Genomic DNA, 19,362 nt, shown 5'->3' with positions numbered 1-19,362 from the left:
CCCCGTGCGTACTGAGGTCGGGACGTGCACGGCGCCGCACGCCCTGCCGGGTGTGCGGCGCCGCGAGCGGTTCAGACGTTGACGCCGAAGTCCTGCGCGATGCCGCGCAGTCCGGAGGCGTAGCCCTGGCCGATGGCGCGGAACTTCCACTCCGCGCCGTTGCGGTAGAGCTCACCGAAGACCATGGCGGTCTCGGTGGAAGCGTCCTCGGTGAGGTCGTAGCGCGCCAGTTCGTTGTTGTCGGCCTGGTTCACGACGCGGATGTACGCGTTGCGGACCTGGCCGAAGCTCTGCTGACGGCTCTCGGCCTCGTAGATCGAGACCGGGAAGACGATCTTGGCGACATCGGCCGGGACACCGGCCAGGTTCACCTTGATGACCTCGTCGTCGCCGTCGCCCGAGCCGGTGAGGTTGTCACCGAGGTGCTCGACCGAGCCGTCCGGGCTCTTGAGGTTGTTGAAGAAAACGAAGTGCGCGTCAGAGATGACCTTGCCCTCGGGGCTGGCCAGCAGTGCGCTGGCGTCCAGGTCGAAATCGGCGCCGGTGGTGGTCCGGGCGTCCCATCCCAGAGCGACGATGACCGCCGTGAGATTCGGGGCCTCCTTCGTCAGTGAGACGTTGCCACCCTTGCTGAGGCTGACTCCCACGAGTCCTCCATACGGTCATGGGGTATCAGGCAGTACCCTCGCCCCCGTCGTGCGGTACACAGATCAACGCGTCGAGCTTAGTGAGCGGTTCCCGTCGGCTACAGGTCTTCGAGGGCCTTTGCGTAGTCATTGAGGTCCCGGGCGTCCGGAAGGCCGTTGACGACGGTCCAGCGGACGAGGCCGTCCTTGTCGATGACGAAGGTGCCGCGGACCGCGCAGCCCTTCTCCTCGTCGAAGACGCCGTAGGCGCGGGAGGCCTCGCCGTGCGGCCAGAAGTCGGAGAGCAGCGGGTATCCGAGGCTCTCCTGATCGGCGAAGACGCGCAGCGAGAACGGGGCGTCGCAGGAGACGGCGAGGAGCTGGACCTCGTCGTTCTGGAACCTCGGCAGGTCGTCGCGCAGGGCGCAGAGCTCTCCGGTGCAGACGCCGGTGAACGCGTAGGGGTAGAAGAGCAGGACGACGTTCTTCTCGCCGCGGAAGTCGGAGAGCCGCACGGTCTGCCCGTGCTGGTTCTTCAGCTCGAAGTCCGGGGCCTTGCTGCCGACCTCGATCGCCATGCGGACACATCCTCGACTCGGTACCGGAAAGGTCACGGACAGTCTGTCACTGCCGTTCGCGGCCGAACCCACCGCGTCCCGGTCGGTGCACCCGGCCGCGTCCCGGACCCTGCACCCGGCCGCGTCCCGGACCGGACGCGGCGACCCGGCGGAACGCACCGCGCCCCCGGCGACCGAGGTCGCCGGGGGCGCGGTGCAGGGTCCGCAAGAGCTACCGCTTTGCGGCCCGGGCCGTCTTCGGAGTGACCAGGCGGCTGCCGGACCAGTCCTTGGCGGCGTTGACTGTGCTGGTTTGGGCCAGACCTGCGGTCTGGGCTGCCTCGCCGATCTCGCTTGGCTCGACATGGCCCTCACGGCCGGTCTTCGGGGTCATCAGCCAGATCGGGGCGCCGTCGTCGATCGTCGACGTGGCGTCGACCAAGGTGTCGGTGAGGTCGCCGTCGTCCTCCCTGAACCACAGCAGGACGGCGTCGGGCACGTCGTCGTAGTCCTCATCGGCGAGCTCTTCGCCCGTGAGCTCCTCGATACCTTCTCGGAGCTCCTGGTCGCAGTCGTCGTCGTACCCGAGTTCCTGGACCACCTGTCCGGGTTCGAATCCAAGCCGGCTAGCCGGGTTGGTCCGGTCCTCCGCGTGGTCCGCGGTCGCGCTCACGCTTTGCCTCCTGTCATGGGGGGAAACTCCCCGCGCCTGTGCGGGGTTATTGGCGGTAGTCCACACGGACGCGGCGGATCGCGCAAGTACCCGGCCACCGAGACCGCCTAAACGGTGACGTGTCACCGCAACCCGCACGTCCAATCGTGACGCAGATCACGCCGGTTTGCCGGGGTTGTGCACGAATGAAGTCTGGGGTCGGTCGTACGTCCGAGTGGGCGTAGAGTTGCGATTTGGCCCCCTGAAGGCCTGCTTCGCTGCGCACCTCTCCGTCTCACGGAGTGGCAGTTACCGCTCAGTAGAGATGACGTTTCTGGCGACGCGGTACACGATGGAGGCGGCGCGACCCAGCAGAGCAAGACCTAGTAGCGAAGGAACAGCGTGGCTTCCGGATCCGATCGCAACCCGATCATCATTGGCGGCCTTCCCAGCCAGGTCCCGGACTTTGATCCCGAGGAAACGGCGGAATGGCTCGACTCGCTCGACGCGGCTATCGACGAACGCGGCCGTGAGCGTGCCCGCTACCTCATGCTCCGCCTCATCGAGCGCGCCCGCGAGAAGCGTGTCGCGGTGCCCGAAATGCGCAGCACGGATTACATCAACACCATCGCGACCAAGGACGAGCCGTTCTTCCCCGGCAACGAGGAGATCGAGCGGAAGATCCTGAACGCGACCCGCTGGAATGCGGCGGTCATGGTGTCGCGCGCACAGCGCCCGGGTATCGGCGTCGGCGGCCACATCGCCACCTTCGCCTCCTCCGCCTCCCTCTACGACGTGGGCTTCAACCACTTCTTCCGGGGCAAGGACGAGGGCGACGGCGGCGACCAGATCTTCTTCCAGGGGCACGCCTCCCCGGGCATCTACGCCCGCGCCTTCCTTCTGGACCGGCTCTCCGAGCAGCAGCTCGACGCGTTCCGCCAGGAGAAGTCGAAGGCTCCGTACGGCCTGTCCAGCTACCCGCACCCGCGGCTCATGCCGGACTTCTGGGAGTTCCCGACCGTCTCGATGGGCCTCGGCCCGCTCGGCGCGATCTACCAGGCGCGGATGAACCGCTACATGGAGGCGCGCGGCATCGCCGACACCTCCAAGTCGCACGTATGGGCGTACCTGGGCGACGGAGAGATGGACGAGCCCGAGTCGCTCGGCCAGCTGTCGATCGCGGCCCGTGAGGGCCTGGACAACCTGACCTTCGTCGTCAACTGCAACCTGCAGCGCCTCGACGGGCCGGTGCGCGGCAACGGCAAGATCATCCAGGAGCTGGAGTCGCAGTTCCGCGGCGCCGGCTGGAACGTCATCAAGCTGGTCTGGGACCGCAGCTGGGACCCGCTGCTCGCCCAGGACCGCGACGGCATCCTGGTCAACAAGATGAACACCACGCCGGACGGACAGTTCCAGACGTACGCCACCGAGACCGGCGGCTACATCCGTGAGCACTTCTTCGGTGACGACCAGCGGCTGCGCAAGATGGTCGAGGGCATGACCGACGAGCAGATCCTGCACCTCGGCCGTGGTGGTCACGACCACAAGAAGGTCTACGCGGCGTACGCGGCGGCCAAGGCCCACAAGGGCCAGCCGACGGTGATCCTCGCCCAGACCATCAAGGGCTGGACGCTCGGGCCGAACTTCGAGGGCCGCAACGCGACCCACCAGATGAAGAAGCTCACGACCGAGGACCTCAAGCGCTTCCGCGACCGGCTGCACATCCCGATCACGGACAAGCAGCTCGACGAGGGCTACCCGCCGTACTACCACCCGGGTCGCGACTCCGAAGAGATCCAGTACATGCACGACCACCGCAAGGCGTGCGGCGGCTATGTGCCGACCCGTGTGGTGCGCGCGAAGCCGCTGCCGCTGCCGGACGAGAAGGCGTACGCGCCGGCCAAGAAGGGCTCCGGGCAGCAGTCGATCGCCACCACCATGGCGTTCGTCCGCATCCTCAAGGAGCTCATGCGGGACAAGGAGATCGGCAAGCGTTTCGTGCTGATCGCCCCGGACGAGTACCGCACCTTCGGTATGGACGCGTTCTTCCCGTCGGCGAAGATCTACAACCCGCTGGGCCAGCAGTACGAGGCGGTCGACCGCGACCTGCTCCTCGCGTACAAGGAGTCGCCGACCGGGCAGATGCTGCACGACGGCATCTCCGAGGCGGGCTGTACGGCCTCGCTGATCGCGGCGGGCTCCGCGTACGCCACGCACGGCGAGCCGCTGATCCCGGTCTACGTCTTCTACTCGATGTTCGGGTTCCAGCGCACCGGTGACCAGTTCTGGCAGATGGCGGACCAGCTGGCGCGCGGTTTCGTGCTCGGCGCGACCGCGGGCCGGACCACCCTTACGGGTGAAGGCCTGCAGCACGCGGACGGCCACTCGCAGCTGCTCGCCTCGACCAACCCGGCCGTCGTCGCGTACGACCCGGCGTTCGGCTTCGAGATCGCGCACATCGTGCAGGACGGTCTGAAGAGGATGTACGGCGAGAACGCCGAGGACGTCTTCTACTACCTGACGGTCTACAACGAGCCGATCCAGCACCCGGCCGAGCCGGCCGATGTGGACGCCGAGGGCATCCTCAAGGGTCTGTACCGGTACGCGCAGGGCACCGAGGGCACCGTTCCGGCGCAGATCCTGGCGTCCGGTGTGGCGGTTCCGTGGGCCGTCGAGGCGCAGCGGATCCTCGCGGCGGACTGGGGCGTCAAGGCGGACGTCTGGTCGGCCACCTCGTGGAACGAGCTGCGTCGTGACGCCATCGCGGTGGAGGAGCACAATCTGCTCCACCCCGAGGAGGAGCAGCGCGTCCCGTACATCCGGAGCAAGCTCGCCGGTGCGCAGGGCCCGTTCGTGGCGGTCTCGGACTGGATGCGCGCGGTTCCGGACCAGATCTCGCGCTGGGTTCCGGGCACGTACCAGTCGCTGGGTGCCGACGGTTTCGGTTTCGCCGACACCCGTGGCGCGGCCCGTCGCTTCTTCCACATCGACGCCCAGTCGATCGTCCTGGCGGTGCTCACCGAGCTCGCCCGTGACGGCAAGATCGACCGTTCGGCGCTGAAGCAGGCCGTGGACCGCTACCAGCTGCTCGATGTCGCGGCGGCCGACCCCGGCGCCGCGGGCGGCGACGCCTGAGTCAGCCCCCGAGGCGGTACGTCTCACGTATCGAACGCCGGGCCCGCACCAATTTCCGTGGTGCGGGCCCGGCGTTCGTTCGTCTATTGGGCCAGCCAGAGAAGGGCGACGACGGTGTCGAAGGCGCCGAGGACGACGGCGACGACCCCGGGGATGGACTTCGCGCCACGCCAGCTGCGGCCCATGGCGAGCCAGCCGAAGATGATCGCGAGGGGTCCGAGGACGATCCCCAGGACGAAAAAACCGACGACGGCGCAGACGGCGCCGACGACGGCGATCGTCCCGGTGTCGGTGCGGTTGCGGGAACGCAGACGGGTGCGGGTGCGGGTTCGGGCGGCCATCGTGCCTCCGTAGGGTGTCGGGGCTCGCCCTTCGCGTTCCCCGGCCCCGGCCGCCCATGCGGTGTCAGTTCTCCCAGACCTTGAACGCCCGCACGGTGTAACGGGATTCGGGCACCCAGGTGCCCGTCGGATAGGTCTCGAACTCGGCCTCGGTCGCGCACTCCGCGCTCTGGTACGTGGTGACCGGCCGGCCGATGCGGTTGACGAAGGAGCGGGCGGGGGTGCCGGGCGGGAGCACCACGCAGTTGTCGATGCCGGTGTCGGCCAGTTCGTGGATCTGCCGGGCGCTGCTGTAGCCGGCCTTGCCCCACAGGCACAGCTGTCCCGGGTCGCAGGCTCCGGAGGACGCGGCGGAGGCGGGGGTGAGGGCGGTGACGGGCAGCAGCGCGGCGGCCAGGGCGGCGGCGGTGAGGATCGTGTTCATGCGGCTCAGGCTGGTGCGGCGATCATGGCGCCCGCAAGAGCGGGCGAGCCCGTTCCCCCTGATAGGGGGATTGCGTCCGGCGCGCCCCACCGGCAACGCCCGGCTCATCCGTTTAGCCCGTACTGTCACTTTCGAAACGTGACTTGGGTCACCCTTGGCTCAGGCATGGCCGTGCGTCTTCTACGCTGGCGGAGATACCGCAAACCTCCGAGGGGCCACCACACCCCCCGCGCACCCTCTGCCGACGGACCGGGTCGGCGTGCGCGTCCGGGACGATTTCGCGAGGCAATCCTGAGTGACCCCGTTCGATGAGCGCTTCAATGCAACGTCCCTTCGGGCCCTGCTGGCCCTGGCCGTCATCTTCGTCATGCTCGCGACCACCGGCTGGACCGCCATCCGGCCGCACAAGGGCGCCGAGGATCCACGGGCGGCGGCGCTGGTGTCGTGGCTGCACGGCTCGGTGGCCGGGCACAAGCTGCCCAGCGCCTCGGCCGGTGCCGACTCCATAGCGCACTTCTTCGCGACGCTGACCGCCGGCCAGACCCGGCAGCTCGCCAACGAGTACCCGCTCGTCGTCGGCAACCTGGACGGCGCGCCGGTGAGCGTGCGCTATCTGGCCAACCGGGTGGCGCTCGCCCAGACGCGCGTCACGGAGATCGCCCGCTCGCACAGTGCGCTGCTCACACCTGCCGGCCGCAAGGACGCGGACAAGCGCGCCCATCGCTACGCCTCGCTGCTGAGCGACGGACGGCAGATCCTCGCCTTCGACCCGACCGGAGCCGGCCGGGCCGCCGAGGTCTTCGGCGATCTCGGTTCCGCCGATCGGGTGGCGCTGGTCGTGCCGGGTGTGGACACCGACATCAGCACCTTCGAGCGCACTGCCAAGGCGTACGCGGCCCCGGTCGGCATGGCGCGCGCCCTGTACTCGGCCGAGCGCGCCCAGGACCCGTCGGCGCATACCGCGGTGATCGCCTGGGCGGACTACACGACGCCGTCGGGTGTCGGTCTTGACGCCTCCACGGGCGAGCTGGCGGAGAACGGTGCGGTCCGGCTGAACTCCCTGGTCGAGGCGTTGCCGTCCACCGCGCGCATCTCGCTGTTCTGTCACTCGTACGGTTCGGTGCTGTGCGGGGTGGCCGCTCCCGACCTGCCTGCGGACAGGATCTCCGACATCGCCGTCTTCGGCAGCCCGGGGATGCGGGTGAGCCGCGCCGACCAGCTGCACACCTCCGCCAATGTGTGGGCCGCCCGCGATCCGAGCGACTGGATCGGCGATGTGCCGCACCTGGAGATCGCGGGCCTCGGGCACGGCGCAGACCCGGTCTCGCAGTCCTTCGGGGCACGCGTGGTGGGCACCGAGGGCGCGCTGGGCCACCCGGGTTACTTCGCACCCGGCACCGAGAGTCTGGCGAACTTCACCGACATCGCCCTCGGCCGGTACAGCGCCGTGCAGTGCGCGCCGAACCGCGACGACTGCGCGTCCGGTCTCGGACAGAACTAGCCCTGAACGGTGCGGTGGTTCCGGCCCGGAACCTGCGAAGGAGGCGGGCCGGAGCCACCGCACCACCGTTTTTGCGGTCAGTTCGGCGGTTGATGCCGCATTCGGCCCTACGATGAGCCGTATGGGTGACGTTTTGGCCGGATCCAATGCCGTGTGGGAGTTCGACACGGATGCCGTGGTCATCCGGTACGAGCGGGGGGTGCGCGGTTCGAAGCTGCTGCAGACGCTCGGCGAGCGCCGGATCCCGTACGCCGCGCTGACCGGCGTCGAGCTCCTGCCGGGCAAGCGCGGCACGGTCGTGCTGCGCGCCCTGCCGCGGCCCGGCGCCGATCCGCTGATGGAAGCGGCGGGCGGGCAGCTGAAGGACGCCGCGGACCCCTACCGGCTGGTGCTGCCCGCAGAGCGCGAGACCCTCGCCGAGTACTACACGGACGAGCTACGGGTCGCGGTCACCGACAACGACACCGGCGAACCGGCCGACCGCTTCCTGGTCGCCGCGCCCGCCGGGCCGCAGTCGTTCAAGGCGTACGACGCCAGAGCCGCCTTCGACGGCCGCACGGTGTCCTTCCGCTGGTTCTGGACCGGCGCCTCCACCGCCAAGTGGAAGGCCGGCGACCAGCACTTCCCGGTAGGCGACCTGACGGGCGTCGACTGGCGCTCCCCCGAGCTGCTGCACGGCTATCTGCGGCTGCGGCCGAGCGACGGCGACGAACGCCCCGGCGACCCCGACCAGAACCCGGCGGCGGTGGTCTTCGGGCTCGGCTACGGGCAGGTCCATGAGTCGCTGCCGTTCGCCGCTTCCGTGCTGGCCGCCGTGCAGGCGGCTACTCGCGCGCGGCGGAAGTAGAGCTCATGTCCGGGTAGCGGTCGCCCGCGACGTGTTCGGCGATCGGTTCCAGCCACTCCAGCTCGATCTGATCGAGGGTGATCCGGGTCGCGCCGGTGTTCTCCAGCACGCGGCTGACCTTGCGGGTGCCCGGGATCGGCACCACGGCCAGCTGGTGCACCTGCGCCCGCTGCTGCACCCAGGCGAGCGCGATCTGCCCCACCGTCGATCCGTGGGCCTTGGCGGCCTTGCGGACCGGGTCCAGCAGATCCGCGTTCCGCTTGGCGTTCTCGCCGGTGAACCGGGGCTGGTCCTGCCGGTAGTCGCCGCCGCTCAGATCCGTCTTGGCGTCGAGGAACGCACCGGTCAGGAAGCCCCGGCCGAGCGGTGAGTACGGCACGAAGGCCACGCCCAGCTCGGCGGCGGCCGGTACCGCGCTGCGTTCCACATCACGGCTGAAGAGCGACCACTCGGACTGCAGCGCGGCGATCGGGTGCACCGCGTGCGCCTCGCGCAGCTCCGCCCCCGTCACCTCCGACAGGCCCAGGTGCTTGACCTTGCCCTCGGCCACCAGCTCGGCCATCGCGCCGACGGACTCCGCGAACGGGACGGCCGGGTCGCGGCGGTGCATGTAGTACAGGTCGATGACGTCCGTGCCCAGGCGGCGCAGGCTGGCCTCGACGGCCTGCCGGATGTACGCCCGGTCGTTGCGGACGCCGCGGAACCTCGCGTCGTCCGCCCTGCGCTCGATGGCGAACTTGGTCGCCAGCGTGATCTCGTCCCGGTGCGCCTTCACGAACGGGGCGATGAACTCCTCGTTCGCCCCCGAACCGTAGACGTCGGCGGTGTCGAAGAGCGTGACGCCCGCCTCCAGGGCCGCTTCCAGCGTGGCCCGCGCGGCGTCCACGTCGGTCTCGCCGTAGAACTCGCTCATGCCCATGCAGCCCAGGCCCTGGACGCCGACCAGCGGTCCGTCCGTGCCGAGCCGTACGGTGTCGATCTTTTCCGTGCTCGTGTTCTCGCTCATCGGGGTCAGACCCTCTCCGGCGCGCGCTGGGCGCCCCCATACATGTCGATCTTGTAGTCCAGTACCGCGAGGGTGTCCTGCAGCTCGGCGATGCGCCGGTGCACATCCTCACGATGCGCGACGAGCAACTCCTGCCGCGCGGCGAACGTCTGCTCGCCCTCGCGCACCATTTCCGCGTACCTGACCATGTCCGCGACCGGCATCCCGGTCAGCCGCAGCTTGCCGACGAAGGCCAGCCAGTGCAGATCGCGGTTGGTGTAGCGGCGCTGCCCGGTGTGGGAGCGGTCGACGTGCGGCATCAGTCCGATCCGCTCGTACCAGCGCAGGGTGTGCGCGCTCAGCCCGGTCACCGTGACCACTTCGCTGATCGTGTACTGGTCCTGCCCGTCCGGCCGCAGGATCGAGGCCTCGTCCTCACAACTGGCGATCCGGCCGGCCCTTGTCCTCGCCACCTGCGTCACAGCCACCTGCGTTACGGTCATGCCCCTACGCTACGGACTTGGAGTGCACTCGAAGCAAGCGCCTCAGGAGATCTTTTCCGGCCGCGTTACGCTCGCCCCCATGCAGAGTTTGCGCGCGATCCAGAACTGGCCCGTCCCCACGGCGGCCGCGGCCGTCGTCCGCCGGGACGGCACGGTGGCCGGCTCCCACGGCCCGGTCGGCGACCAGTTCCGGCTCGCCTCCGTCACCAAGCCGCTGACGGCCTACGCGGCGCTGGTCGCCTGCGAGGAGGGCGTCTTCGAGCTCGACGACCCGGCCGGGCCCGAGGGCTCGACGGTGCGCCATCTGCTCTCCCACACCTCGGGGCTGGCCTTCGACCAGCACCGCGTGATGGCGCCGCCCGGCGACCGCCGGCTGTACTCCAACGCCGGGTTCGAGGTGCTCGCCGACCACATCGCCAAGGCCACCGGCATCCCGTTCCCCGAATACCTGCGACAGGCGGTCCTGGAGCCGCTGGGGATGACCGCCACCACGCTGCCCGGCTCGGCCGCCGCCGACGGCGTCTCGACCGTCGAGGACCTCGTCCGCTTCGCCGCCGAACTGCAGGCACCGCGCATCCTGCACCCCTCGACCCTCGACGAGGCCACGTCCGTCGTCTTCCCCGGTCTCAAGGGCGTGCTGCCCGGCTACGGCCACCAGAACCCGAACGACTGGGGCCTCGGCTTCGAGATCCGGGACTCCAAGACCCCGCACTGGACCGGCTCCGCCTCCAGCCCCCGCACGTTCGGCCACTTCGGCCAGACCGGGACCTTCCTGTGGGTCGACCCGGACGCGGGCGCGGCGTGCGTCTGCCTCACCGACCGCGCCTTCGGCGAATGGGCGGTCCCGCTGTGGCCGGCCCTGACGGACGCGGTCCTCGCGGAGCTGCGGGCTTAGTCCCCCGGGTCGCGCGGTACCGGATGCATCTCCCAGACGAGGTACTCCACCGGGCCCGCCGCCCGCGCCCACAGCCCCTCCTCGTCGGTGATGCGCGCCGCGTCGCCCTCTTCGAGGGTCTCGTCGCCCAGCAGGACGCTGCCGCGCACCACGTGCACGTACACGAAGGGCGCGGCCGGCAGTTCCCCCGGGCCGCGGCCGACGGACAGCGCCGCGTACGGCTGCCGGATGGGGACGAACCGCGTGCCGCGTTCGACGGTGTAGTGCGGCCTGCCGTCGAACGCCACCGGTTCGAGCCACATCTGAAGGAACCTCAGCGGGCTCTCGCCGGCGTTGCGTTCGACGTGCCGGATCCCGTCGCCCGCGCTGAGCAGCTGTGCCTCGCCGGCTCGCACCACGCTCTCGTGACCCGCGGAATCCCGGTGTCCCAGCTCGCCCTCGATCACCCACGTCACGATCTCGACTCCCCCGTGCGGGTGCTCCGTGAAGCCCGCGCCGGGCGCCAGTCGCTCCTCGTTGCACGCCATCAGCGGCCCGAACCGCAGGTTGTCGGGGTCGTAGTGGGAACCGAAGGAGAACGCGTGCAGGGTCTCGATCCCCGCGTCGGGATCACCCCCGGCGTACCGCTGTCCACCGCGCCGAACGTCGATCATTCCGCCACCGTACTGGGCCGCGCCGCGCCCCCCGGCGCCGCGCACCCCCGGGGATAAGGCAGTCTTGTCCCGTGCCCGACACCCCGCAGCCCCCGAAAAAGCCCGTCCGCGCTGAGCACGCCGCGACGCTGCGACGACTGGAGAAGTCGTCCGGCCGGCTCGCGGCGAACGCCATCGCCCGGATGGATGAGCAGCTGCCGTGGTACCGGGCGATGCCGCCAGAGAACCGGTCCTGGATCGGGCTGGTGGCGCAGGCCGGCATCGCGGCCTTCACCGAGTGGTTCCGGCACCCCGAGGCGCCGCAGGCGATCAGCACGGATGTGTTCGGGACCGCGCCCAGGGAGCTGACCAGGGCGATCTCGCTGCGGCAGACCGTGGAGATGGTGCGGACCACCATCGAGGTGATGGAAGCGGCCATCGACGAGGTGGCGGCGCCCGGCGACGAGTCGGTGCTGCGCGAGGCGCTGCTGGTCTACGCCCGGGAGATCGCGTTCGCCACCGCCCAGGTGTACGCGCAAGCGGCGGAGGCCCGGGGCGCGTGGGACGCGCGCCTGGAGTCGCTGGTCGTCAACGCGGTGCTGTCGGGCGAGGCCGACGAAGGGGTGCTGTCGCGGGCGGCGGCGCTGGGCTGGAGCTCGCCCGACAAGATCGTGGTGGTGCTGGGGACCGCGCCGAACGGCGACAGCGAGCTGACGGTGGAGGCCATCCGGCGGGCCGCACGGCACGCGAAACTGCAGGTACTGACCGGAGTGCTCGGTGAGCGGCTGGTCGTGGTCGCCGGCGGCGAGGGTGAGCCGATCAAGGTCGCGAAGGCGCTGATCGCCCCGTTCGCCGCGGGCCCCGTGGTGGCCGGACCGGTCGTCGGGGACCTGCTGTCCGCCACCCGCTCGGCGCAGGCCGCCGCCGCCGGGCTCAAGGCGTGCGCCGCCTGGCCGGACGCGCCCCGGCCGGTCGTCTCGGACGACCTGCTACCGGAGCGCGCGATGGCCGGCGACCGGTACGCGCGCGAACAGCTGGTGGAGGAGATCTACAGACCGTTGGAGGAAGCGGGCTCCGCGCTCCTCGAAACGCTGAGTGTCTACCTCGAGCAGGCGTCCTCGCTCGAGGGGGCGGCACGGATGTTGTTCGTTCACCCAAACACCGTCCGCTACCGGCTGCGACGTGTGACCGATGTCACCGGATGGTCACCCTCAGACGTGCGTTCGGCGTTCACGCTGCGCATCGCCCTCATCCTGGGACGACTGTCCGCCGCGGATCAATCACCCTGAGTTTTTGTTGGACACCAACAAATCGTCCAGCAGTTCTTCGTCCCTGTCCCCACGGGCGGTGAGACCCGCCCGCGAGAGAGAGTGTGTACGTGCTCGTACTCGTCGCTCCCGGCCAGGGTGCCCAGACGCCCGGCTTCCTGACTCCATGGCTCGACCTCCCCGGTGTCGCAGACCGCCTCAACTGGTGGTCCGCGGTAGCGGGGCTCGACCTTGTCCACTACGGCACCAAGGCCGACGCGGACGAGATCCGCGACACCGCCGTGGCCCAGCCGCTGCTGGTGGCCGCCGGCCTGGTCTCGGCCCTGTCGCTGTTCCCGCACCCGGCCGACGGCCGGCGCGCGGTCGGCGCGGTCGCCGGACACAGCGTCGGTGAGATCACCGCCGCCGCCGGCGCCGGTGTGATCACCGCCGAATCGGCGATGGCCCTCGTACGGCAGCGCGGACTGGCCATGGCCAAGGCCGCGGACGTCACCAGCACCGGCATGTCCGCGGTGCTCGGCGGCGACCCCGAAGCGGTCCTCGCGCACCTGGAGAAGCTCGGCCTGACCCCGGCGAACATCAACGGCGGCGGGCAGATCGTCGCCGCCGGTACGGCGGAGCAGCTCGCCGCGCTCTCCGAGGACAAGCCGGAGAAGACCCGCGTCATCCCCCTGAAGGTGGCCGGCGCGTTCCACACCCTCCACATGGCTCCCGCGGTGTCCACGCTGCAGTCCCTGGTGCCCGGCGTGACCGTGCACGATCCGGGTATCCGATACGTGTCGAACGCCGACGGCCAGGTCGTCGGCAGCGGCGACGAGATCGTCCGGCGGCTGGTCCAGCAGGTCTCCAACCCGGTCCGCTGGGACCTGTGCATGGAGACGTTCAAGGAACTCGGCGTCACCGCGATCATCGAGATGGCGCCGGCCGGCACGCTGGTCGGCCTGGCCAAGCGGGCGCTGCCGGGCGTCACAACGCTCGCCCTGAAGACCCCGGACGACATCGACGCGGCCCGCGCGATCGTCGCCGAGCACGGCGACCCGGATGCCACCGGCGCGTCCCTGCCGCTCACCCATCCCGCGGCCGAAGAGGAGTCACCCCAGACATGACGGCGAAGATCCAGCCCAGCAAGGGTGCCCCGTACGCGCGGATTCTCGGGGTCGGCGGCTACCGTCCGACCCGGGTGGTCCCCAACGAGGTGATCCTGGAGACCATCGACTCCAGCGACGAGTGGATCCGCTCCCGCTCCGGTATCTCCACGCGCCACTGGGCGAACGACGCGGAGACCGTCGCCGAGATGTCGATCGAGGCTTCGGGCAAGGCTCTCGCTGACGCGGGTCTGTCCGCCGAGGACATCGGCGCCGTGATCGTCTCGACCGTCTCGCACTTCAAGCAGACGCCGGCCATCGCGACGGAGATCGCGTTCCGGCTCGGCGCGGGCAGGGCCGCCGCGTTCGACATCTCCGCGGCCTGCGCCGGCTTCACCTACGGGCTGACGCTCGCCAAGGGCATGATCACCGACGGCAGCGCCGGACATGTGCTGGTCATCGGCGTCGAGCGGCTGAGCGACCTGACCGATCTGACCGACCGTGCCACCGCCTTCCTCTTCGGCGACGGCGCCGGCGCGGTCGTGGTCGGCCCGTCCGACGTGCCCGCCATCGGCCCCGCCATCTGGGGCTCGGAGGGCGACAAGTCCGACGTCATCTCCCAGACCGACTCGTGGGAGGTCTTCCGCGACGGCGGCCAGCCGGAGAAGTTCCCGGCGCTGCGCCAGGAGGGCCAGACGGTCTTCCGCTGGGCGGTCTTCGAGATGGCCAAGGTCGCCCAACAGGCGCTGGACGCCGCCGGGATCACCGCTGACCAACTGGACGCCTTCATCCCGCACCAGGCGAACATGCGGATCATCGACTCGATGATCAAGGCACTGAAGTTGCCGGAACACGTCGCGATCGCCCGCGACATCGAGACCACCGGCAACACCTCGTCGGCCTCCATTCCACTGGCGATGGAACGGCTGCTGGCCACCGGACAGGCCAAGAGCGGTGACACCGCCCTGGTCATCGGCTTCGGGGCGGGTCTCGTGTACGCCGCAACTGTGGTTACTCTCCCCTAGTCACAACCCCTTCGCGGCGCCGCAGTCCCGCACGCCGCACTCCCCCGCAACACATAAGGAGCGCCGTAATGGCCGCCACCCAGGCAGAGATCCTCGAAGGCCTCGCCGAGATCGTCAACGAGATCGCCGGCATCCCGGTCGAGGACGTCCAGACGGAGAAGTCCTTCACCGACGACCTGGACGTCGACTCCCTGTCCATGGTCGAGGTCGTCGTGGCCGCTGAAGAGCGTTTCGAGACCAAGATCCCGGACGACGCCGTCAAGGACCTGAAGACCGTCGGCGACGCTGTCGACTACATCCTCAAGAACCAGGCCTGACATACCCCCTGGGACGACGTGTCTGTCGCCCGCCCTTCTATACGTGGAGAGACAATTCCTGTGAACTCGACCAATCGCACCGTGGTCGTCACCGGTATCGGCGCAACCACACCGCTGGGTGGCGACAGCGCGTCGACCTGGGAAGGCCTGGTTTCCGGACGTTCCGGTATCAGCGCCCTGGAGCAGGACTGGGCCGCTGAGCTGCCCGTCCGCATCGCCGGTCAGATCGCCGTCGAACCGTCGGAGATCCTGCCGCGCCCGCTGCTGCGCAAGCTGGACCGCTCGGCGCAGTTCGCGCTGATCGCGGCCCGTGAGGCGTGGGCCGACGCCGGCTTCACCGCCAAGGCCGGCGAGGACTCCTCGATCGACCCGGACCGGCTCGGTACCGTCGTCGCCTCCGGCATCGGCGGCGTCACGACGCTGCTGGGCCAGTACGACGTGCTCAAGGAGCAGGGCGTCCGCAAGGTCTCCCCGCACACCGTTCCCATGCTCATGCCGAACAGCCCGTCCGCCAACGTCGGCCTGGAGGTCAACGCGCGGGCCGGCGTCCACTCGTTGGTGAGCGCGTGCGCGTCCGGCGCCGAGGCCGTCGGCTATGCCATCGAGATGATCCGCACCGGCCGCGCCGATGTGGTCGTCGCGGGCGGCACCGAGGCGGCCATCCACCCGCTGCCGATCGTCGCCTTCGCCAACATGATGGCGATGTCCAAGAACAACGACGACCCGCACGGCGCTTCGCGTCCGTACGACAAGGGCCGCGACGGCTTCGTCCTCGGTGAGGGCGCGGGCGTCATCGTCCTGGAGTCGGCCGAGCACGCCGCGCAGCGCGGCGCCAAGGTCTACTGCGAGGCGCTGGGCCAGGGCCTGTCCGCGGACAGCCACCACATCGCGCAGCCCGAGCCGACCGGCCGCGGCATCTCCGCCGCGCTGGAGCACCTGATCGCCTCCACCGGCCTGAACACGTCCGAGATCATGCACCTGAACGCGCATGCCACCTCGACCCCGCAGGGTGACGTCGCCGAGGTCAAGGCGCTCGCCAAGGTGCTGGGCCACGAGCTGGAGCACATCTCGATCTCGGCCACGAAGTCGATGACCGGGCACCTGCTCGGCGGCGCGGGCGGTATCGAGTCCGTCGCCACCGTGCTCGCGCTCCACAACCGCCTCGCCCCGCCGACGATCAACATCGCCGACCTGGACGACGAGGTCGACGCGAAGCTGGTCTCCACCGAGGCGAAGCCGCTGCCGGAGGGCCCGATCATCGCTCTCAACAACTCGTTCGGCTTCGGCGGACACAACGTCGTACTGGCGTTCCGTACCGTCTGACGGCCACAGCGCCGAAACGGCCCGTTCCCCGGTTCACCGACCGGGGAACGGGCCGTTCTCGCTTTCCCGCTATCCCGCTACGGGCAGGCCACCACCTGAGCGGCCCAGGACAGGCCGCCGCCGAAGCCCAGCAGCAGCACCGGGGCGCCCTGCGGGATCGTACGGTCCTCGACGAGCTTGGAGAGCGCCAGCGGGATCGAGGCGGCGGAGGTGTTGCCGGAGACCGTGACATCGCGGGCCACCACGGCCTGCGGGGCGTCCAGTTGACGCACCAGCGAGTCGATGATCCGCAGGTTCGCCTGGTGGGTGACGATGCCGCCCAGGTCCGCGGGGGTGAGGCCGGCGCGGCGGCAGGCCTCGACTGCGACGGGTGCCAACTCGGTGGTGGCCCAGCGGAAGACGGTCTGGCCGTTCTGCCGGAAGCGCGGCTGCCAGTCGTCCTGGAGGCGGACGGCGTCCCCGCGGGAGGGGTCGGATCCCCAGACGACGGGGCCGATGCCCGCGCCGGCGCTCGGGGTCTCCTGGGCGCTGACGACCGCGGCGCCCGCGCCGTCGCCGAGGAGCACGCAGGTGGTGCGGTCGGTCCAGTCGGTGAGGTCGGACATCTTCTCGGCGCCGATGACGAGCGCGTGGTGCGCGGCTCCGGCGCGCAGCGAATGGTCCACGGTGGCGAGGGCGGTGACGAAGCCCGTGCAGGCGTTGTTGAGGTCGTACGCGGCGGCCGCCGGTATGCCGAGCCGGCCCGCGGTCTGCGCGGCGACGCTGGGGCAGCGGTCGATGGCGCTGGAGGTGGCGACGACGACCAGCCCGATGTCGGCGGGGTCGAGCCCGGCGGCGGCGAGCGCCTTGCCGCCGGCCGCGGCGGCCAGGTCGGTGACCGATTCCTGGCGGGCGACATGGCGGGTCTCGATGCCGGTGCGCTGCCGGATCCACTCGTCGCTGGTGTCGACGAGGCCGGCGAGGTCGTCGTTGGTGAGGACCTCACTTGGCTGGTAGTGGCCCATGGCGGCGATGCGGCTTCCGGCTGATTCCCACATGGCTGACTCCTCGGATCGGTGCTCGGTGGCAGTGCCGATCAATATAACGTCCGACCGGTCGGACTCTAAAAGCGCTCCGAGGACCGATACGATGGGGGCATGAGTCCCAGAAAGTCGGCCGCCGAGGCGCACCGCACCCGTGAGCGCATCGTCGAGCGCAGCATCGCGGTGGCCTCGGTCGACGGTCTGGAGGGGCTGACGATCGGCCGGCTCGCCACCGACCTCGGCATCAGCAAGTCGGGGCTGCTGGGCCACTTCGGCACCAAGGAGGCCCTGCAGCTCGCCGCCCTGCGCCGGGCGTCCGAGGTGTTCTCCCGGTCGGTCTGGGAACCGGCCGCGGACACCGAGCCGGGGCTGGCCCGGCTGCGCGCGATGTGCGAGGCGTGGACGACGTACCTGGACCGCGAACGCGCGACGTTCCCCGGCGGCTGCCTCTTCACGACCTCGGCCGTGGAGTTCGACGCCCGCCTGCCCGGCCCGGTACGGGACGCCGTGGTGAAGCTCCATCTGACGTGGCGCCACCGGCTGCTGGCCGACATCCGGCACGCGGTGGCGGCGGGCGAACTGCCGGACGACACCGACCCCGATCAGCTGGTCTTCGAACTGACCGGGATCTTCTACAGCCTCAACCACATGGTGCAGCTCTTCGGCGACGCGACCGCCCCCGACCGCACCCGCCGCGCGGTGGCGCGCCTGCTGAACGGGCCCGCCGCGCGCTGAGCCGGGCCCCGGCCCGGCCGGCCCTACGTGTCGAAGCTCGCGAAGTACGAGGCCGCCATGTCCTTGCCGCCGTGCCCCTGGCCGGCCGCGCGGCTGAAGCGTTCCGCGCCCGCGGCGGCCATGTCCAGACGAACGCCGTGCGCCTCGCCCGCGGCGACGATGAGCCGGGCGTCCTTCAGCGCGCCGTCGACCGTGAAGTTCGGCGCGAGGTCGCCGCTGAGGATCGCCTCGGCCTTCAGATGCAGATAGGGCAGGTCGAGCGGGCCGCCGCCGAGCGCCTCGAAGAAGCGCTCGGGGTCCACGTCCAGGCCCTTGGCGAGGGCCATCGCCTCGGCGGCGCCGTTGGTGACCGCCAGGACCCAGCTGTTGAGCACCAGTTTGAGGCTGCTGGCCGTTCCCTGCCCACCGTCGTCGCCCAGCCACATCACCTTGCGCCCGATCGCGTCGAAGACCCGGTCCGCCACCGGTCGGGCGGCTCCGGGTCCGGCGGCCAGTACCGTCAACTGGCCCGCTTCCGCGGCCGAGCGGGTGCCGAGCACGGGCGCGTCGACGAAGTGCGCGCCGCGCTCCCGGGCGAGGGCCACCAGCGGCGCCAGCGCGTCGGGGCCGACCGTGCTCATCTGGGCCCACACCACGCCCTCGCGCAGCCCGGGCGACGCCTTGCGCATCGTGTGCTGCACGGACGGGCCGTCAAGCAGCATGGTGACGACGGCATCCGCGCCGCGGACCGCCTCGGCCGGGTCGCCGGTGATGTGCACCCCGTCGGCGGCCAGCGGCTCGGCGCGCGCGAGGGTGCGGTTCCAGGCGCGGACTTCGAGGCCGGCGGCGGCGAGGTTGCGCGCCATGCCAGAGCCCATGAGGCCGGTGCCGAGCACCGCTACGGAAAGTGTGTCGTCCATACCGGCACGTTAGACCCCGCGGCGGGACATACGGCAGGGGCGCGGGCGGGCGTCACACGACCTGGTGCAGCCAGCGGACCGGTGCGCCCTCGCCCGCGTACCGGAACGGTTCGAGCTCGTCGTCCCACGGTTTGCCCAGCAGCCGGGCGACCTCGGTCTCCAGATCCGCCTCACCGGTGCGGGCCCGCTGGAGCGCGGCGCGGAGCCGGTCCTCGGGGATGAGGATGTCGCCGTGCATGCCCGTGACGGCGTGGAAGATGCCGAGTTCGGGGGTGCAGCTGTATCTCTCCCCTTCGGCGGCCGGGCAGGGTTCGGCCGTGACTTCGAAGCGCAGCAGGTGCCAGCCGCGCAGGGCGGACGCCAGCTTCGAGGCCGTACCGGGCTCTCCCTGCCAGGAGAACTCGGCCCGCCAGGTGCCCGGTGAGACGGGCTGGCGGATCCAGTCGAGGCTTACGCGCACGCCGAGGACGCCCGCGACGGCCCATTCGACGTGCGGGCACAGCGCGCGCGGTGCGGAGTGAACGTACAGAACTCCACGTGTCGTCACCGGTACCTCCAGTGTGGGACGAGGTTCGCCTTCCCCAGCGGCC

At 70.4% G+C, this 19,362-nt stretch carries 21 protein-coding genes; 10 read left to right on the top strand and 11 right to left on the bottom strand.

Annotation, left to right across the window (positions count from 1 at the left end; genetic code table 11):
* Positions 1-71: 71 nt before the first annotated feature.
* The 3 genes from AC07DC_RS13985 to AC07DC_RS13975 all read right to left on the bottom strand — a co-directional run bounded on the left by AC07DC_RS13985 (position 72) and on the right by AC07DC_RS13975 (position 1,856).
* On the bottom strand, positions 72-647 hold the full coding sequence (locus AC07DC_RS13985; RefSeq protein WP_138356774.1) for a TerD family protein: 576 nt from the start codon (positions 645-647) through the stop codon (positions 72-74).
* Between the two features lie 98 nt (positions 648-745).
* On the bottom strand, positions 746-1,204 hold the full coding sequence (locus tag AC07DC_RS13980) for a peroxiredoxin (protein WP_478914592.1): 459 nt from the start codon (positions 1,202-1,204) through the stop codon (positions 746-748).
* A gap of 211 nt (positions 1,205-1,415) precedes the next feature.
* Positions 1,416-1,856 carry a DUF3052 domain-containing protein gene (locus tag AC07DC_RS13975; protein WP_138356772.1) on the bottom strand — a complete coding sequence of 147 codons (441 nt, stop codon included), beginning with the start codon at positions 1,854-1,856 and terminating at the stop codon, positions 1,416-1,418.
* Positions 1,857-2,237: 381 nt separating this feature from the next.
* Here AC07DC_RS13975 and aceE point away from each other — a divergent pair, with 381 nt between their 5' ends.
* Complete coding sequence (aceE, locus tag AC07DC_RS13970; RefSeq protein WP_478914591.1) at positions 2,238-4,970, top strand: pyruvate dehydrogenase (acetyl-transferring), homodimeric type; 2,733 nt, start codon at positions 2,238-2,240, stop codon at positions 4,968-4,970.
* An 83-nt stretch (positions 4,971-5,053) separates the two neighbouring features.
* On the opposite strand, the gene AC07DC_RS13965 is transcribed toward aceE, so the two are convergent.
* Both AC07DC_RS13965 and AC07DC_RS13960 read right to left on the bottom strand, forming a co-directional pair.
* On the bottom strand, positions 5,054-5,311 hold the full coding sequence (locus AC07DC_RS13965) for a small hydrophobic protein (RefSeq protein ID WP_478914590.1): 258 nt from the start codon (positions 5,309-5,311) through the stop codon (positions 5,054-5,056).
* A 64-nt stretch (positions 5,312-5,375) separates the two neighbouring features.
* Positions 5,376-5,735: a peptidase inhibitor family I36 protein gene (locus tag AC07DC_RS13960; RefSeq protein WP_478914589.1), complete on the bottom strand. Its 360-nt coding sequence runs from the start codon at positions 5,733-5,735 to the stop codon at positions 5,376-5,378.
* Positions 5,736-6,030: 295 nt separating this feature from the next.
* On the opposite strand from AC07DC_RS13960, the gene AC07DC_RS13955 reads away from it, so the two are divergent.
* Both AC07DC_RS13955 and AC07DC_RS13950 read left to right on the top strand, forming a co-directional pair.
* Positions 6,031-7,236, top strand: coding sequence for an alpha/beta hydrolase (locus AC07DC_RS13955; RefSeq protein ID WP_478914588.1), 1,206 nt, complete (start codon positions 6,031-6,033; stop codon positions 7,234-7,236).
* Between the two features lie 112 nt (positions 7,237-7,348).
* On the top strand, positions 7,349-8,083 hold the full coding sequence (locus AC07DC_RS13950; RefSeq protein ID WP_478914587.1) for a DUF4429 domain-containing protein: 735 nt from the start codon (positions 7,349-7,351) through the stop codon (positions 8,081-8,083).
* Here AC07DC_RS13950 and AC07DC_RS13945 read toward each other — a convergent pair.
* Both AC07DC_RS13945 and AC07DC_RS13940 read right to left on the bottom strand, forming a co-directional pair.
* Positions 8,061-9,089 carry an aldo/keto reductase gene (locus tag AC07DC_RS13945; RefSeq protein ID WP_478914586.1) on the bottom strand — a complete coding sequence of 343 codons (1,029 nt, stop codon included), beginning with the start codon at positions 9,087-9,089 and terminating at the stop codon, positions 8,061-8,063. The two genes, AC07DC_RS13950 and AC07DC_RS13945, sit on opposite strands and share 23 nt — an antisense overlap.
* A 5-nt stretch (positions 9,090-9,094) precedes the next feature.
* Complete coding sequence (locus AC07DC_RS13940) at positions 9,095-9,571, bottom strand: MerR family transcriptional regulator (protein ID WP_478914585.1); 477 nt, start codon at positions 9,569-9,571, stop codon at positions 9,095-9,097.
* Between the two features lie 79 nt (positions 9,572-9,650).
* Between AC07DC_RS13940 and AC07DC_RS13935 the strand changes: the two genes are divergently transcribed.
* On the top strand, positions 9,651-10,466 hold the full coding sequence (locus tag AC07DC_RS13935; RefSeq protein ID WP_478914584.1) for a serine hydrolase domain-containing protein: 816 nt from the start codon (positions 9,651-9,653) through the stop codon (positions 10,464-10,466).
* Here AC07DC_RS13935 and AC07DC_RS13930 read toward each other — a convergent pair.
* Positions 10,463-11,119 (bottom strand): pirin family protein, encoded by a 657-nt coding sequence (locus AC07DC_RS13930; protein WP_478914583.1) that lies wholly within the window; start codon positions 11,117-11,119, stop codon positions 10,463-10,465. The two genes, AC07DC_RS13935 and AC07DC_RS13930, sit on opposite strands and share 4 nt — an antisense overlap.
* A 53-nt stretch (positions 11,120-11,172) precedes the next feature.
* Here AC07DC_RS13930 and AC07DC_RS13925 point away from each other — a divergent pair, with 53 nt between their 5' ends.
* The 5 genes from AC07DC_RS13925 to AC07DC_RS13905 all read left to right on the top strand — a co-directional run bounded on the left by AC07DC_RS13925 (position 11,173) and on the right by AC07DC_RS13905 (position 16,116).
* Complete coding sequence (locus AC07DC_RS13925) at positions 11,173-12,387, top strand: PucR family transcriptional regulator (RefSeq protein ID WP_478914645.1); 1,215 nt, start codon at positions 11,173-11,175, stop codon at positions 12,385-12,387.
* Between the two features lie 89 nt (positions 12,388-12,476).
* Positions 12,477-13,472: an ACP S-malonyltransferase gene (locus tag AC07DC_RS13920; RefSeq protein WP_478914582.1), complete on the top strand. Its 996-nt coding sequence runs from the start codon at positions 12,477-12,479 to the stop codon at positions 13,470-13,472.
* Positions 13,469-14,476 (top strand): beta-ketoacyl-ACP synthase 3, encoded by a 1,008-nt coding sequence (locus AC07DC_RS13915; RefSeq protein WP_478914581.1) that lies wholly within the window; start codon positions 13,469-13,471, stop codon positions 14,474-14,476. The genes AC07DC_RS13920 and AC07DC_RS13915 overlap by 4 nt, the downstream gene beginning before the upstream one ends.
* A 68-nt stretch (positions 14,477-14,544) precedes the next feature.
* Positions 14,545-14,793: an acyl carrier protein gene (locus tag AC07DC_RS13910; RefSeq protein ID WP_138356760.1), complete on the top strand. Its 249-nt coding sequence runs from the start codon at positions 14,545-14,547 to the stop codon at positions 14,791-14,793.
* 60 nt (positions 14,794-14,853) lie between these two features.
* The gene (locus AC07DC_RS13905) at positions 14,854-16,116 is read left to right on the top strand and encodes a beta-ketoacyl-[acyl-carrier-protein] synthase family protein (protein ID WP_478914580.1); all 1,263 of its coding nucleotides are present in this window, start codon (positions 14,854-14,856) and stop codon (positions 16,114-16,116) included.
* Positions 16,117-16,193: 77 nt separating this feature from the next.
* Here AC07DC_RS13905 and AC07DC_RS13900 read toward each other — a convergent pair whose 3' ends face one another.
* On the bottom strand, positions 16,194-17,153 hold the full coding sequence (locus tag AC07DC_RS13900) for a beta-ketoacyl-ACP synthase III (RefSeq protein ID WP_478914579.1): 960 nt from the start codon (positions 17,151-17,153) through the stop codon (positions 16,194-16,196).
* A gap of 99 nt (positions 17,154-17,252) precedes the next feature.
* Here AC07DC_RS13900 and AC07DC_RS13895 point away from each other — a divergent pair, with 99 nt between their 5' ends.
* The gene (locus tag AC07DC_RS13895) at positions 17,253-17,873 is read left to right on the top strand and encodes a TetR/AcrR family transcriptional regulator (protein WP_478914578.1); all 621 of its coding nucleotides are present in this window, start codon (positions 17,253-17,255) and stop codon (positions 17,871-17,873) included.
* 23 nt (positions 17,874-17,896) lie between these two features.
* Here AC07DC_RS13895 and AC07DC_RS13890 read toward each other — a convergent pair whose 3' ends face one another.
* Together AC07DC_RS13890 and AC07DC_RS13885 are read right to left on the bottom strand one after the other, a co-directional pair.
* Positions 17,897-18,772: an NAD(P)-dependent oxidoreductase gene (locus AC07DC_RS13890; RefSeq protein WP_478914577.1), complete on the bottom strand. Its 876-nt coding sequence runs from the start codon at positions 18,770-18,772 to the stop codon at positions 17,897-17,899.
* Between the two features lie 52 nt (positions 18,773-18,824).
* Positions 18,825-19,319, bottom strand: coding sequence for a DUF3145 domain-containing protein (locus AC07DC_RS13885; protein WP_164294043.1), 495 nt, complete (start codon positions 19,317-19,319; stop codon positions 18,825-18,827).
* Positions 19,320-19,362 lie beyond the last annotated feature (43 nt).

This window comes from Streptomyces sp. NPDC045021 (assembly GCF_056432645.1).
The sequence above is the reverse complement of the archived record's forward strand: the minus strand, read 5'-3'. Positions and strand labels throughout refer to the sequence as shown.

Coding starts and splice junctions, on each gene's coding strand:
- AC07DC_RS13950 (WP_478914587.1), top strand. CDS start 7,349: ATGAGCCGTATGGGTGACGTTTTGGCCGGATCCAATGCCGTGTGGGAG.
- AC07DC_RS13960 (WP_478914589.1), bottom strand. CDS start 5,735: ATGAACACGATCCTCACCGCCGCCGCCCTGGCCGCCGCGCTGCTGCCC.
- AC07DC_RS13895 (WP_478914578.1), top strand. CDS start 17,253: ATGAGTCCCAGAAAGTCGGCCGCCGAGGCGCACCGCACCCGTGAGCGC.
- AC07DC_RS13980 (WP_478914592.1), bottom strand. CDS start 1,204: ATGGCGATCGAGGTCGGCAGCAAGGCCCCGGACTTCGAGCTGAAGAAC.
- AC07DC_RS13910 (WP_138356760.1), top strand. CDS start 14,545: ATGGCCGCCACCCAGGCAGAGATCCTCGAAGGCCTCGCCGAGATCGTC.
- AC07DC_RS13930 (WP_478914583.1), bottom strand. CDS start 11,119: ATGATCGACGTTCGGCGCGGTGGACAGCGGTACGCCGGGGGTGATCCC.
- AC07DC_RS13915 (WP_478914581.1), top strand. CDS start 13,469: ATGACGGCGAAGATCCAGCCCAGCAAGGGTGCCCCGTACGCGCGGATT.
- AC07DC_RS13900 (WP_478914579.1), bottom strand. CDS start 17,153: ATGTGGGAATCAGCCGGAAGCCGCATCGCCGCCATGGGCCACTACCAG.
- AC07DC_RS13945 (WP_478914586.1), bottom strand. CDS start 9,089: ATGAGCGAGAACACGAGCACGGAAAAGATCGACACCGTACGGCTCGGC.
- AC07DC_RS13965 (WP_478914590.1), bottom strand. CDS start 5,311: ATGGCCGCCCGAACCCGCACCCGCACCCGTCTGCGTTCCCGCAACCGC.
- AC07DC_RS13890 (WP_478914577.1), bottom strand. CDS start 18,772: ATGGACGACACACTTTCCGTAGCGGTGCTCGGCACCGGCCTCATGGGC.
- AC07DC_RS13940 (WP_478914585.1), bottom strand. CDS start 9,571: ATGACCGTAACGCAGGTGGCTGTGACGCAGGTGGCGAGGACAAGGGCC.
- AC07DC_RS13935 (WP_478914584.1), top strand. CDS start 9,651: ATGCAGAGTTTGCGCGCGATCCAGAACTGGCCCGTCCCCACGGCGGCC.